Source organism: Tumidithrix helvetica PCC 7403 (genome assembly GCF_965232925.1).
GTDB lineage: Bacteria > Cyanobacteriota > Cyanobacteriia > Pseudanabaenales > Pseudanabaenaceae > Tumidithrix > Tumidithrix helvetica.
Genome location: NZ_CBDDRA010000003.1, coordinates 258,480 through 273,951, shown reverse-complemented (window position 1 = coordinate 273,951; position 15,472 = coordinate 258,480). Strand labels below are relative to the sequence as shown.

Here is a 15,472-nt window from a genome sequence, read left to right as displayed (position 1 = left end):
GAGTTGCGAAATTCTTGGAGTTTCTGGAAAATCATTATTGTCAATGTCAATTTTGGTTAATTGATCATTGCTCTTTTGGCAGTTTGTGCCAAGCACCTGCTGCCTTTTTTTCTTTTTCTAGTCCAAAGTCCAGAACTTGGGTGCGCCAACAGAATTGCACAGTCATTGGGGCTTCACCAGATGGTGCAGTGGATCTGCATCAGATCGAGTATCCTCATTCGACCTTGTTATTTCTTGGCGAGGAACGCCAGGGGCTAACACCCATTCAACGCTCTCTCTGTCAGCAATTGGTTCGCATTCCCATGGTAGGGGCGGCGGATTCTTTGAACCTAGCGATCGCAGGCAGTCTGATGATGTATGAAGTCTATCGTTCGAGGTTGTAAACTCCATAGAATTTCTTGAGATGCGTTAGGCACTGGCCGTAACGCATCTATTCCTAGAGAACTGCGTGACAATACATCCTAAGTAAGAATTGGCAGCGATAAGAAACCAAGTTCCAATTAAAAACCGCCAGGTAGACCCAGTCCACCAGTGAGGGTTTCCATTTTTTCTTTCATGGTTGTTGTTGAGAGCGTATAGGCATCTTTTAGCGCTGCTAACACCAAGTCAGAAAGAACTTCAGCACCTTCATTCAGTGCTTCAGGAGCAATCTCGACCCCATGAGGTTCTTGATTTCCGCTCAGGGTTACTTTTACTAAGCCGCCACCAGATTCTCCGGTCAGACGCATTTCGTCTAGCTCAGCTTGTAGGATCTTTGCTCCTTCTTGAATTTGCTGAGCTTTTTGGAAGGCTTCTTTCATTTTGCCTAGTCCAAAACCAAATCCTTCTTTCTGTGCCATATTGCTTTTAGTTATTTAGCTAAGTTTTCCTACTTATTATGCCACTAGTGGTTAATCAGTTATCGGTTGTCAGCCTTCAGCGATCGCAATCCTAAATTATTTATGACATTTTATTGGTATAGCAATTATCCTCGATCGCTGTTTTTAATCGCAGCAGCTTGAGTCAGTAAAGATTCGGCAAAGGCGATCGCTTGAGAAACCGCAGGATTGAGGGGGGGATCTTTTTTCTTGGTTTTGCGATCTACCAAACTTTTGGCTGAGCCATTTTCTGGGGCGCTTTCAGAAGCACTCACATTGACACCTCCTGCAATTTGGGCTAATTCCTGTTTGCGCTGCTCTGGCTCTAAAAGTTGTACTTGTACGGTTGTGCGTTCTGTGAGCTCGGGTTTGCCATTGCCGTTAGAATTCTCTGAAGAATTTGTAGAGGAATTTATAGCAGAATTTTGATTGACCATCACCACTTGCTTGGATACGCGAAAATGATGATCGGCGATCGCTGCCACGATTGGCTGGTGCGTTACGCAGAGAACTTGACGGTTGCGACTGAGTTGCCATAATTGCAGGGCGATCGCTTGCGATACGCGCCCCGAAACCCCCACATCAATTTCATCAAATACCATCGTGCCGATCGGATCGGCTTGGGCAAAGCAGGTTTTGAGCGCCAGTAAAAATCGGCTAATTTCCCCACCAGAGGCAGTTTCTGAGAGGGGTTGTAGGGGTTCGCCGGGGTTGGGGCTAAATTCAAAGGTGACGCGATCGGCTCCAAAGGTATTCGGTTCGATCGCGGCAATCGTGACGCGAAATAGCACTTTCTCCATGGCGAGAGATTTGAGTGTCGCCACCAACTTCTGCTCTAGTTGCGTTGCGGCGACTTGCCGCAATTGGGTGAGTTCGTGACAGGCTTTTACGAGAGCTTTTCGATCGGCGGCGGCGATTTTTTCTAATTCCTCAATCGATTGCTCGTGATTTGTGAGTCCATCTAACTCTTTCCGCAACTTTTGGGCGTAGGCGATCGCATCTTGAAGCGTAGCGCCATATTTACGACAAATCTGCTTGAGCTGTCGAATGCGGTCTTCGATCTGTTCCAATTGCTCGGGTTCAGATTCCAGATTATCACCATAGGCATTAATCTCTCGTCCTGCTTCTTCTACTTGGGTTAAGGCGCTGGTGACGAGTTCCAAAATACCTTGCAGATTTCCATCCACTGCTACCATTTCCGTGAGAATGGATTCCGCCTTGCCTAACAAGTCCGCACAGGCATTCTCAGCATCATTTTGATAAAGTATCTCGTAGACTTGATAGCTCTGTTGTTGAAGCTCTACACTATGAGAGAGCCGCATCCGATCGCTTTCCAAATTCTCTAACTCATCGGGTTCGCTTAAATCGGCCGCATCCAATTCTTTCAGTTGATATTGGAGTAAGTCGATCTGCTGTAGGCGATTGCGATCGCTGTCTTGACGAGCTTTGAGCGCGCGATGCGATCGCTGAGCGATCTCGAATAATTGCGATATCTGTTGGCGCAGATCGAGCAATTTGATTCCACCAAAACTATCCAACCACTCCCGTTGAATCGCTTCTCTTCCCAATAAAAAAGTTTGACCCTGTGCCGTGATTTCGACCAATTGTTCGCGCAATTCTTGGATTTGCTGTTTATTCACGACCACGCCATTCAGGCGGGTGCGATTGCTACGGCTGGTGATTTCGCGGCTGCAAATTACCGCTCCATCGTCTAGGAGGTCGATTTCCTGACTGGCTAACCATTCCGACAATTGGGGATTGGTCTGAAATGTTGCTTCAATCAGAGCGCGATTTGTTCCCGTTCGCAACATGCGGCTCGAAACTTTCCCACCAAGGGCAGCATCGATCGCATCCAAAATAATCGACTTCCCTGCTCCTGTTTCCCCCGTCATGATATTCAGCCCAGGGAATAGCTCCAGTTCTAAATTGTCAATGAGAGCAAAGTTCTCAATTCTTAGGCTCAGAAGCATAGTTTGATGGGTTGGGGTTGCTCTGACTCCAGCTTTATTCGCAATCTAATATTACTTCCTCTGGCAAGACCTTTAGGCGATCGGGCTCAACTTTCTTGGCGATCGCCTCGATCGTGCGCTCGCATACTTGCTTAGAGGACTCTTCTTCCCCCACGGTGATGCGAATGTCTGCTTGGGCATAGCGATCCCATCTTTGCTCGTAGATATTGGTTAGGGTTAAAAGTGGGTTTTCAGTTTGCAGTAAAGGGCGTTGAACTGTGGCGTTTGTAAGGCGATCGTACAAAACAGGTACGGGGACATCTAACCAAACCACAAGCCCATGATGCAGGTGCGACCAATTCATTTGGTTCAACACAATCCCGCCACCCGTAGCAACCACCAGCCTTGTATAGGCAGAAACCTGACCTAACACTTGATGCTCAATTTCTCGGAAACTTGCTTCTCCAGATCGCGCAAAAATCTCAGGAATTGTTTGTCCCGCGCAAGTCTCGACTAATTGGTCGGTATCTAAAAAACGATAGTCTAGCTGAGCCGCTAACAGCTTGCCTATGGTGCTTTTGCCTGCACCCATCATGCCAATTAAAAATACGCTGGTTCCTTTAAGCATAGGGTTTATTGTAGCGAATTCTGTTCACCCAGTTGGGTGATGTTGGCAAGCGATCGAAAAAGATAGTCTAACAACATGAAACCACATCTAAATTGAGTGCTTGAATTTCTTGGTTAATCCAGAAATTCATATAAGTCCAAATTCGTAGGGTTTTCTGCAAGAACGAAACTATCGGTTTCAATCTACAAAGTGATAACTGAGGCTACACGGGGATGAGATTGGGGGATGAGACGATTTTTTCTGGATTCACTTTTTCGTTTAAATAGGCGAAAACTAAGCGATCCCTATATGATTTTTTTGTAATTTATTATATCATTTTGCAAAAAAATCATTTTTCGGTTTAAATTAACGAAACCTAGGCGATCCCTATATGATTTTTTTGCAAAGTATTATATTTTTTATTTAAAATAATCGTTAGTGCTGTTTTTAGTGTAATCTGTGTTGACAGTTACAGGCTTTAATAATCACAGTTTTTGTGAATTCTATGTGAAAGATATTTATTTTTCATGAGATTAAAATCAAAATTTATACTAGTTAATATAAATTTTGTTGACTGCTTGGATAGTTTCAAGTAAAGTCAAAGCGGTTTAAGGCAATTTATCGACTAAAAGAATAAGCTAAAAATAAATTCAAAGTGAATAAAACGCTTTCCCCTGAGAGTGGATTTTAGCGATAGTCACCCAGTTTTCTCTTTTAGCTTCGTTTTTTAGAGCAAACAAAGTTTTTAAGCAAACAGGTTCCTTTTTTAGAAGTACTTGTTAGGGCTTTAGGTTCTTTTTTGCTCCTATTTTTCAGTGCTTAAGAGATGCGCTGAGTCATATTTTTTTGACTGATTGATTCAGTTAGAGGAGCTAAGCAGCACTTCTAGCTTAGTTTTTCATGCTTGCTTAGTTTTTCATGCTTGCGTAAAGCATTATTTTTGCGCGTGTGGAATTTGTAGTTAACCTTGTTGTCTGGAGTGAAACATGTCTGAGCGTAAAAACCTTACCAAGTCTTCCCAAGGAAAGAGCCTTGGTGCTAAGAGCATAAAACACAGCAAAAGAGGTTCCATCTTCAAACGTTTTGCGATCGCCACACTCGTAGTTGGTGGGCTAGGGCAACTAGTCACACTACAAGTGTTGTCGCAAACCTCAACACCTGCTGGTCAGCAAATTGATAACCGCGCTACGGGTACTTATGTTGACCCAGTTACAGGGAATACGGTCAACACCACATCCAATACTGTATCTGTAGTAACCGCACCAGTTGCGGGTATCACCAACACTAACCTAGCTTTTACTGACGTGAATGGTGGCAGTATCAATGCTGGCGACCAGTTATTCTTTGACTTTACGGTACGAAACATCGGCAACTTTCCCTCCACACTCAACATTCCAGCCAGTGCCAATATCGGCAGTACCAACTTTACGATCGCAGATTTTCAGGTTGACCCCTTGGGTGGCACAGCTTTTGGAGCTGGTCAAACTGCGGCTTTCTCGACTGCTACTACGATCGCGCCCGGTCAAGCAATTACGGTTCGCGTCCGAGGCACTGTGCCTGCTGGAACGCTCCCCGGTGCTCCTGTAACGGTGCGACTGGGAGACACCCCACCTAATGACAACAGCCCAGCCACGCAGAACCAAGCGATTATCGCTAGCCTTGGCGATGTAACGACTTCAGGCAATAATCCAGTCGGTGGGCAGGCTCCTGTAAATGGTCAACGCGAAGCGGCAGCGATACGTACCGTGACAGTTGGCTCACAGGTGCAAAACGTTGCGCTAGCCACCGTGCTAAAAACCCGTGCCTTAGTGGTGCCGAATACCGCAGCCGTCACAGACGATCAAATTACTTACCGCTTAGACATGCGGGTAGAGTCAACATCGCCAAATATTAACTTTACCCCCACCAACCTTGTCGGTACGTTAGTGAATGGCTTAGGCGCAACCCCACGCATTTTGGTTTCTGATGCAGTTCCAGTTGGTACGACCTACAACGCTGGCTCCGTGGTAGCGCCACCGGGTTGGACTCCAGTGTTTACGACTACAGCTGTTGCCCAAACCAATAACGTATTAACAACACCCACTTGGTCTTTGATCGAGCCTGCTAACCCCACTCGCATTGGCTTTATCTATACAGGTGGAACTTCTTTGCCTCCTGGCTTTACAACGGCAACCGATCCGCAAGGCTTCCGTTTTACAGTTACCACGACAGGTTTGCCTGCGGGTGGCGGCCAGATCAACAACCTTGCCCAAGTTTTTGGTCAAACTCAAGGCGATCCTACCAATCGCATTGTTTACGACGAGTCAGGCGACCAAAACCCCAACAACTTTAGTGGTGCTGGTGGCACAACACCTCCAGATCCTACTGGGACAAACTATGCTCCTGGTGCGGGTGGTGGTCCGACGGGTGCAGCAGGTGGTTTAGCCGATCCGACTGTTCATGGCTCAGACAATAACAACAACAACACAGGTGTTGACCCTGGCTCTCCCGGCGGAACTGGAACCGCAACTACGGGTGGTGAAGACAATGTGATCGTGATTTCACCTACGGTCGGTTTAATCAATGGACCTAACGCACAGGCAAATGCTACGGGCCCGACAAATAATACGGATGACTTTACCAACCTCGCAGTTCCCTTAACCGCACCACAGTCAGTGCCCGGTACTACGATCGATCCCCCCGCGACCGTGTTTAACAATACCTATCAAAACTCTAGCCCAACCGCGATCGACAACGTTCGCCTTTTCCCTCTCGCACCCAACGATCCAACTGCTTCTAATCCATCTGGGCGTGTTGCTGCTGACATACCTACGGGTACTACAGTTCGGATTCAAGTTCCTGCTGTTGGTGCTAACCCTGCCCAAGATGCGACCTTTACCTACAACGGTACTGCCTACACGCTAACTGCGGGTACGCCAATCTTGATGCAAGGCATTACCCCAGGTCAAAATGTCAACTACACCGTTACGGTTGACCTTCCAGCTGGCTCTGCACTTTCAACGGATCGCTTCACCGCTGCGGGTGGAGGTATTCCTGCTAGCGATCGGGCGGGTTACTCAGTGCCGATAGTTGCTTTTGTCGATCCTGACCCTGCAACCCCCAACTTCAACCCAGCTACCGATACAATTCGCAACACCACAATCGATCGGGTTTATCTCGGCTATGTGCAGTTGCTAAAAGAGTCTTGTCTAGAGGTGGGAACAGGTGCAGCCGTTCCCGCAGGACAAGATTGCCCTGCCAACTTTAGTACTGCGATTAAGAACCCTTCCCCTGGCAATGTTGTCGTTTATCGGATTCGCTATGTAAACTTCTCCACGCCAAACTCGGCTGGGGCTAGCGGCAACGGTACGCTCACCGCCAACAACTTAATTGTTGATGACGATGGCACGATCGCACCAAATAACTGGGTGACCTTTACCACGCACAACGTGGGCACGCTTGCCACGCTGGGTACGTTGCAGTTCTTTAATGGGGCAACTAACCTCGGAGCTGCCGATCCAGCATCGGGTACGTCGGTTACGCGCTATCTCAACAACGTGGGCAATATTGCACCCTCGCTAAATCCTACGACTTTCTCTGGCAGTCTTACTTTCCGCCGCACTATCAACTAGGCACAATCTCTGAGGAATGGAGGCAGAGAAATTAACCATCGTGAAATTACTCTGCTTCCAAAACTTGATTCGGTCAAACGATCGGGGCGATCGTTAAAACAAAAAGCTTAGATAAAACTCTTGGATATTGTTTGCTATTTAAAGGAGATTGAAGCTATGAAATATCTATCTATAGTTGGCTTGGGATTCGTCACTCTGGGATTATTTGCAACCGCAGGGCTGGCTGCAAAAAATATACCTGTTCCCTCATCAACTGGCTTAAGCAGATTTCCCGCTCAACAGATTGCTCAAAAACCAGCTCAGCAGCCTGTTCGGCTCTTTTTAAGTGCAGAGCTTCAGACAAAAGAAAAAGATGCTCGAGGTAATGAAAAAGTTGTTTGGCAAGTGCTTGAGAGCGGTTCTCAAGTTTTGCCCGGAAGCATTTTGCGATATGTAGTAGCTGCAACGAATAGCACAGGTAGCACAATACCCGATTTAGTGGTAATTCAACCAGTTCCAACAGGTATGACCTACATTCTTGGTTCTGCAACCCTTCCTTCCAGCGAAGATGCGTCCATCACGTTCAGTATCGATGGTAGCAAAACTTTTGTGGCTAAGCCCACAATAACGATTCAACGACCTGATGGAGTTACAGAAGTGCGTCCAGCTCCAGCCGAGGCATATACCCATGTGCGCTGGAATTTTGGCAAAACCTTTGTAGGGAAGTCGGCGCTCAATGCAACTTATCAAGTCAGAGTTAGGTAGCTCAAAATCTGTAGGCTTTTTGGTGCGTGTACTTGGCATGAGAATCTTTAGTTCCAATTGATCAGGTGGTTGCTTAGGTGAGACGACATACAAGAAAGACTTCCAAAAACAACGCGAGCCGATGGCTAAAACTTATAGCGTCGGCAGCATTGGCTTGCCTACTCTCAGTCATCTTTACCTTTGTCGCTACGGCACAGCAACAGCAGACAATCGATTTAGTTAACCGTGCGGGATATAGCTACACGATTCCATCGGGAGGCTCGGTTACTGGTCCCTCAAACACCCTAGGGGCAAACTATTCTACCCTTGTCGATCCCGCTGGAAGAATTCTCGATTGTGCGGGTCAGCCCTTTAGTAACTACGACGGGTTTCGCGTGGGTTTATATGACCCCTTGGGTAATTTTGGTGAGATTGCCGCGATTGTGTCGCTGACGCCAACCGTTCCTCCACCTGGGGTTCCTCGTGGGTTTCCGCCCAATTTCCAGAATGTTAATCCCTTTGTGATGACTTCTCTTTCGGATGGAACCTATAACTTTTTACTTAACCCAGCCCTAGGACAACTTGCACAGGGCAAAACCTACATTCTCTTAATTACTCCTCCTACAGATTCAGGGCTACAGGAACGTCGAATTCGGATTGTGGTTGGCAATAGCAATCCGAATGGTACCTATGCGTTTTCGGCAACTGCCTTAGATGGGCAACCCATTAGCATTCAAGGGGCAGCAATCTTTGAGCAGGGAACGATCAGTACCACAGTTGGCTCAAACTTTCTAACGTTTGGTATCGGGGTCAATTTGTGCGAAGAGAGAGCGCTACAAATCATCAAAACTGGCGATCGCGCTGCCGCTGAGCCTGGTGACATTCCTGTTTACCGCATTGAGGTCAAGAACCTTACTTCGTCAACGATTACAAATCTTGTGGTTACAGATACGCTACCAGTCGGTTTTCAGATTGCCGAAAATTCTGTAAGAGCCAGTATTGGCGGTGTTGCTGTTCCAGTAACTTTGACTCGCGATGGTCGCAATCTTACCTTTACGGTTACTGGCAGTTTACCGCCTCGCAACCAAGATAAAAGACTCAATATTGTCTATGCTGCGATCGTCACCCCCGATGCGGTAAGGGGAAGTGGTCAAAATTCAGCTTCTGTGCGTGGCATTCGTGCAGACAATGGCAGGGGGGTAGGCGATGGACCTGCGATTTACACAATGCGGATTCGCCCTGGAATTGTGTCAGATTGCGGCACGATTATTGGTCGAGTGTTTGTGGATAAAAACTTTGATGGCGAACAGCAACCTGGCGAACCAGGTGTTCCTAATGCCGTGGTGTTTATGGATGACGGTAATCGCATCGTCACCGATCCAAATGGCTTGTACTCAGTTATGAATGTGATTTCAGGCAGTCGATCGCTTGTGCTTGACCTTACCTCACTGCCTGGTTACACGCTTGCGCCCAACCTTTACTTTATCGAACGCAATAGCCAATCACGTCTTGTCCGTCTAGAACCAGGTGGTCTGGTTAGAGCCAATTTTGCAGTCACGCCAATTTTCCAAGGAGATACTCAGGGAGGGCAAAAACAATGAGACCCAATTATTTTTCACTCGCTTCTCTCTTGGTCTTGGTAACGATGCCTCAGTTGTGGCTATTTTCGCAGGGTGCGGCGATCGCGCAAGAACCTGTCACACCTGTAAATCAAAATCCTTTGCCCTCAAAAGGTTCGGAAACATTGGAGCCAGTTAAGCAAGACGTAATTAAACCTGAGCCAGTTATCGTCGTTGTCCCCCCTGCTGACAAAATTGGCAATGAATCAAAGCGTTCGGCAGCGATCGCTCCAGTTCAACGAACTTTACCCCCACAATCTGGGCAAACTTTACCAACGCAAACAAGCCAGACCGAGCCATCGGTTCAACCAGCCCCAGCTACAGCCAAACCAAAGCAGCCAAGTCTGCCTGCGTCCTCTCTACAAATTTTAGCTCCGATTCCTAGCACCCTAGATAATGGCTCCACCAGTGTGATGGTGCAGTTTGATATTGGCATGAGCGTGGAACTGCGCGTTAACGGAGCGATCGTTGACGAAAAGCTGATTGGGCGTACTGAAACGAATACCTCGACCAACCTTGTCACTCAAATTTGGTATGGTGTGATTCTCAAGGAGGGAGAAAATCTCATCGAAGTGCGCGACGGGGCAGGTAAGACCGCCCAAGTAACCGTGATCGTGCGAGGTGAGGCACTTACAATGTCGTTGCGATCGCAAGAAGCTCGGATTCCTGCCGATGGGCGATCGACGGCTACGATTATTGGTGAACTCACAGACAAACAGGGTAATCGCTCTAATCGCAACGCTACGATTACCTTATCTGCAAACAATGGCGAATTTGTCGGCATAGATGCTGACCCCAGCATCCCTGGATTTCAGGTCAGAGCCGAAAATGGACAATTTAAGACACAGTTGCGCTCCAGCTTAAACCCTGGGAATGTTACTGTGCAGGGTCTGGGTAGCGAAAAACTGGAAGCATTTACACAGCTTCAATTTGAGTCAAATCTACGTCCATCAATCGTCACAGGTGTGATTGACCTGCGGTTTGGGGCTAGGGGAACTGACTTTTATCGGAGCTTTCGAGACTTTTTGCCTGTTGATGGCAGCAATCAATCTCAGTTCGATTTGACAGCGGCAATTTTTGGTACTGGTCGAATTGGGGAATGGCTGATTACGGGCGCTTACAACAACACTCGTCCTCTCAACCAAGACTGCAACGGACAAACTCGTTTATTCCGCGATATTCAAGCCTGCGATCAGAGCTATCCAACCTACGGTGATAGTTCCGTAACTACTGCGGTCACGCCTTCTTATGGCAGTCTGTTTTTGCGCTTAGAGCGAACATCGCCTGTGGCAAGGGCTGGGATTGACTACATCATGTGGGGTGATTTTAAAACTGAGGAATTTGCGGCTTCGGCGCAACAATTTACAGCGATTAACCGCCAACTGAATGGACTTAAACTCAACTATAATCTCGGCGATCTGCAAATTACAGGTTTTTACAGTAATACAAACCGCAGTTTCCAGAGAGACAACATTGTTCCCGATGGCACGAGTGGGTTTTATTTTCTCTCTCGCCGCCTTGTCCAAGCTGGTAGTGAAAGTGTTTTTATTGAATTAGAAGAGCTAAATCGTCCAGGGGAAGTATTTCAGAGAACATCTCTAAATCGTACTACAGATTACCAAATCGATTACGATCGCGGCACATTATTGTTCAACAAACCATTATCACAAACTGGCTTTAGCGATACGGGGACGATTTTTGTCCGCAAAATTGTCGTTAGCTATGAGTATGAAACTACGGCAAGCGAATCTAACATTTATGCAGGCCAACTTCGCTATCACTTTGCCCGCGACATTGGTAGAGAGACATGGGTTGGCGCTAATTATTTCCAAGAAAATCAAGGGGTTCGTAACTTCCAGCTTTATGGTGCTAGCGCCCAAGTCTCTTTGGGTGATGCCTCTAAGCTGATTGCTGAGTTTGCGCGATCGGACAATTTCTCAGATATTTTAGGTCGCGTCAGTGGCTCTGCGGCTCGGGTCGAGATTGATGGCAAGATCGCAGAAGGAATTACAGGGCGGGCTTTCTTCCGCACTGCGGATACTGGCTTTACCAACAATGCCACGATTAGCTTTGTGCCAGGGCAAACCCGCTTTGGGGCGATAGTAAACGCAGCTGTTACGCCTACAACAAATCTACGAGCTTCCTACGAGCAAGAGACCAATCGCGGACTGCCACCACAACCCCTAGACTCCCTAACTGATTTGTTGGCTCTGCGCCAAAATGTCTTGCCTGTGGGTGCCTATGTTGACAATACCCTGCGCACCTTCGCTGTTGGTTTGCAACAGCGATTGGGGGATGTTAGCTTAGAGGTGGATCTGTTGCAGCGAGATCGCCAAGATAACTCGGTTTTAACTAGTTCTAATAGCCTGTTTAACAGTAGTTCGACCCAACTGCGATCGCGAATCAACGTTTCCATTGCGCCAAATCTGCGGTTCCTGCTTCAAAACGAAACCAGCGTATCTTCGACGGTCGATCCAATTTACCAAGACCGTACAGTGGCAGGGGTTGACTGGACGATTTTTGATGGTTTGACGCTGCGCCTCGCCCAACAGTTTTTCCACAATGGCACATTAGCGGGGCGATCGATTACCAGTGCTGACCTTGTGACTGATTACAAGCTTGGTCCAGACACAACGCTGACTGGGCGCTACACCGTCTTGGGTGGAGCCAACCTATCTACCACTCAAGGATCTGTGGGGTTAAATCATCGTTGGACGCTCTCGCCTGGGTTATTCCTTAATTTGGGATACGAACGCATTTTTGGGGATTTTACGACCCAAACTGCTGCGGGCACGCAATTTCTTCAGCCCTTTGCCCCTGGACAAACAGCTTCCACCTTAACGCTCCAACCTGGTGATAACTATAAGATCGGTTTGGAATATACTGATAACCCCGATCTTAAACTCAGTGCCCGTTATGAGTATCGAACTTCGTCAACGGGAGCCAACACAGTGATTTCGGTGGCGGGGCTGGGCAAGCTTTCACCTGCACTCACCGTTCTACTGCGCTATCAACAAGCTGGCGCTGCAAATCAATTGCTCACAGTAAATGACACGGCAAGTTTGCGAATCGGCCTTGCCTATCGCGATCCTGCAAACGATAATTTCAACGCTTTACTCAAGTATGAATATCGCAGCAACCCTAGTACGATTCCGAGCGCACTTTTGGTTGGCACGGGCTCTGGCTATGAAGATCACGTGCTTTCGACCGAGGCGATCTATGCCCCCAACTGGCAATGGGAGTTTTATACCAAGTTTGCATTTCGGAATAGCACCTCGTATTTAGCCCAAGATTTTATTGGTACTTCGTCAATTTTGTTGGGACAACTGCGGGCAACCTATCGCTTGGGCTATAACTGGGATTTGGTGGCTGAGGGCAGAACGATTTCTCAGCCCTCGGCAGGTTATACAGAAACAGGCTTTTTGGCTGAGTTGGGCTATTATCTTACCCCAAACCTGCGCGTGGCGGGAGGTTACAGTTCTGGGGGCGTAAATATCGATCGTGATTTTAGCGGCTCTCGTTCTGCGGGTGGTCTCTATGCTGCCGTCACCTTTAAAATCAACGAACTATTTGATGGTTTTGGCTTACAAAAAGTTGCTCCAGCTCAACCGCAAGAATCGACCACTCAAGTGCCAGCCCTATCTGCAACTCCAGCAGTCACAAATCCAGTTGCTGTAAATCCTGTAACCGCGAATCCTGATATTGCAAACTTGCCTACAACGTTGCCGACTGTAACGAAAACAAGCCGACCGACAAATGTTGTGCCGATCGCTGGCAGACTCACATCAGGGGCAAAACAACAGATGGTAGTCACTGCAAACGGTGCATTCGCAACCTATTCTGTGGCAACGACAGTAAACCGATGAACAGTTCGCGATCGTTGGAATAAAAGGTGTTGGTGTGAAAGTGACAGGGATTATTTGACAGGAGAAGTATGAGCAGGAACCAGAACAGAAAACAGACCTATATCTTGAGTGCGTTTTTTGGAGGGATTGCCTTCTGGAGTGTCTTCTCATCTGCGATCGCACAATCATCCTCTCTTCCTTCGTATCGCATTCGTATCAATAGTAATGCCGATGGGGCGATCGTTCCAGACGATCGCCTCACACTCAGAGAAGCGATCGCGGTGGCAAATGGGACATTGCCACTCGATCGGCTAAGTGCAGCAGAGCGTGACAATATCACACCATTAACTCAGACGGGTTCCCAAATCGAATTTGCGCTTCCTGCCAATCAAACTACAATTCGTCTTACAGAAGCATTACCTGCGATCGTCAGTCCAAATCTATCGATCGATGGAACCAGTCAAGCTGGGTACGATAGTAAGTCCTTTGCGATGGAAGTGAATATCCCCACACCTATTGTCGCGATTACCCCTGCTGAGAATGTCAGCATTTTGCGTGGAATCATGATTGCAGCCGATCGAGTTACGATCAGAGGGCTGAGTGTTTACGGCTTTAATGCTCCTCATGCCTCGACTACCACAACACCACCTGCGGATATTTTCATCTCCCATCGTTTGCCCCCACCCGATACTTCCCAACAGCAACAACCTGCAAAATTCTCGCCATTTTATGAAAGCGATTTGCCACCTAAAGGCGTAGTTATAGAAGCAAACTGGCTAGGCATTCCTCCCACGGGGGAAATGACCCAACGCACTTCAGCTTTTGGTATTTCTATTTTTAACGGTGTGGAAACGATTGTGCGGCAGAATCGCATTGGCAACCACCAAGGTAGTGGCATTATTACTTCGGTTAACGCCATGGGTTCGCAAATTCTGGACAATGCAATTATCGGCAACGGGCTTGCGGGAATGCCTGATGCGATTCGTCTGGAGGGGAAGATCGATCGTTTACTAATTCAGTCCAATCTAATTTGTGGAAATGATGGTGCGGGGATCTTTCTGTTTAAGCCAGAAGGTGGCATCAAAATTGACCAGAATACAATCTTAGGGAATGGTCGTGGGTTGCGTCGAGCAGCGATCTATATTATGGGCAACGATCATCTGGTCAGCAATAATCGCATTTCCGATCAAGCTGGCTCTGGTGTAGCTGTGGCTGCATTTCCCAAAAGCGATCGCAATATCATTCGTAACAACCGTTTTGCTAACCTCGAAGGCATGAGTATTGACCTCTTAGCGCAACGAAATACGGAAGCCTTTGACTTCCGCTCAGGCGACGGTGTCAACAATCAACGCGATTCTCACTTTCGTCGCGTAGACACGGCTAATGGCGCGATTAATGCCCCTATATTCTTAGCATCAGAGTTTTATCTTGTGAATGGGAAGGTGGGAATCGACGGCACTGCTGATGTTGGCTCCGAAATCGATCTCTATCGCGTCAGTGAAAGTAATACTCTTTACGGGCCACTGAGCGAATTTATCACCACCGTGAAAGCGGATGAAAAAGGCAAGTTTGCCGTATCTCTAGACAATCTCAAAGCTGGGGATACGATTTCAGCGATCGCCACCGATCCGCAGTATGGCACATCGGAACCAGCCCATAATGCTCGTATTGCCGAGATTGGTTCGCCTCTGGTGCCGATCGTTCCCATCGACCCCTCGGCTCCCCGCGAGATGGCTATGCCCCCTTGTCTAACGCCACCCGTTGCTCAAACACCACCGCCGCCCCAAATTACGCTGCGCGTTCCGCGCAATATTCATTTTGCCCTAGACCAAGACGAAATTAGTCCTGCAAGTGCAAGGGTACTCGACCAGATTGCTGAGGTCTTACAGCAATATGCCACGATCGCGATCGATTTGGAAGGACACACCGATCCGCGTGCTGGAGATACCTATAATCTAGAGTTAGGTTTGCGTCGCGCTCGGGCTGCCCGTAATTATCTGATTGGTCGTGGTGTCGCCCCCGAACGCATGACCATTCGTACGTTGGGCGAACGCCGTCGCCTCACGCAGGGTAACACGACTGTTGATTATGCACGCGATCGGCGCGTTGAGGTCATATTCCAAGATGTGCGAGGTGTCGAGATTAAGTTTGAAAATCAGGAAGACGATTTGCAATTAGAAAAGCAATTAAAGTCTGTAATTCCAACCATCTATCTTCCCTAGACCCTTCTTCCCAATTTACTAGCTAGTCGTTAAGGATTT

General features: G+C 47.7%; 9 protein-coding genes. 6 read left to right on the top strand and 3 right to left on the bottom strand.

The window, feature by feature from the left end:
* Positions 1 to 383 (top strand): TrmH family RNA methyltransferase (locus tag ACP2WE_RS04870; RefSeq protein WP_425214462.1); only part of this gene is annotated, 383 nt, incomplete at its 5' end.
* 117 nt (positions 384 to 500) lie between these two features.
* Here ACP2WE_RS04870 and ACP2WE_RS04865 read toward each other — a convergent pair.
* From ACP2WE_RS04865 to ACP2WE_RS04855, 3 genes are all read right to left on the bottom strand, one after another.
* Positions 501 to 839 (bottom strand): YbaB/EbfC family nucleoid-associated protein, encoded by a 339-nt coding sequence (locus ACP2WE_RS04865; protein ID WP_425214461.1) that lies wholly within the window; start codon positions 837 to 839, stop codon positions 501 to 503.
* 125 nt (positions 840 to 964) lie between these two features.
* Entirely contained in the window at positions 965 to 2,827 is a 1,863-nt protein-coding gene (recN, locus tag ACP2WE_RS04860; protein WP_425214460.1) for a DNA repair protein RecN, read from the bottom strand.
* 34 nt (positions 2,828 to 2,861) lie between these two features.
* The gene (locus tag ACP2WE_RS04855) at positions 2,862 to 3,434 is read right to left on the bottom strand and encodes a shikimate kinase (RefSeq protein WP_425214459.1); all 573 of its coding nucleotides are present in this window, start codon (positions 3,432 to 3,434) and stop codon (positions 2,862 to 2,864) included.
* Positions 3,435 to 4,399: 965 nt separating this feature from the next.
* Between ACP2WE_RS04855 and ACP2WE_RS04850 the strand changes: the two genes are divergently transcribed.
* The 5 genes from ACP2WE_RS04850 (at position 4,400) to ACP2WE_RS04830 (ending at position 15,433) form a co-directional block, all read left to right on the top strand.
* Complete coding sequence (locus ACP2WE_RS04850) at positions 4,400 to 7,024, top strand: DUF7925 domain-containing protein (RefSeq protein WP_425214458.1); 2,625 nt, start codon at positions 4,400 to 4,402, stop codon at positions 7,022 to 7,024.
* A gap of 156 nt (positions 7,025 to 7,180) precedes the next feature.
* Positions 7,181 to 7,768: a hypothetical protein gene (locus ACP2WE_RS04845; protein WP_425214457.1), complete on the top strand. Its 588-nt coding sequence runs from the start codon at positions 7,181 to 7,183 to the stop codon at positions 7,766 to 7,768.
* A 149-nt stretch (positions 7,769 to 7,917) separates the two neighbouring features.
* Positions 7,918 to 9,348, top strand: coding sequence for an isopeptide-forming domain-containing fimbrial protein (locus ACP2WE_RS04840; protein WP_425214456.1), 1,431 nt, complete (start codon positions 7,918 to 7,920; stop codon positions 9,346 to 9,348).
* Positions 9,345 to 13,232, top strand: a complete 3,888-nt coding sequence (locus ACP2WE_RS04835) for a TonB-dependent receptor (RefSeq protein WP_425214455.1) — start codon at positions 9,345 to 9,347, stop codon at positions 13,230 to 13,232. The genes ACP2WE_RS04840 and ACP2WE_RS04835 overlap by 4 nt, the downstream gene beginning before the upstream one ends.
* Positions 13,233 to 13,300: 68 nt before the next feature.
* A complete protein-coding gene (locus ACP2WE_RS04830; RefSeq protein ID WP_425214454.1) occupies positions 13,301 to 15,433 on the top strand; it encodes an OmpA family protein in 2,133 nt (710 codons plus the stop codon).
* Positions 15,434 to 15,472: the final 39 nt, after the last annotated feature.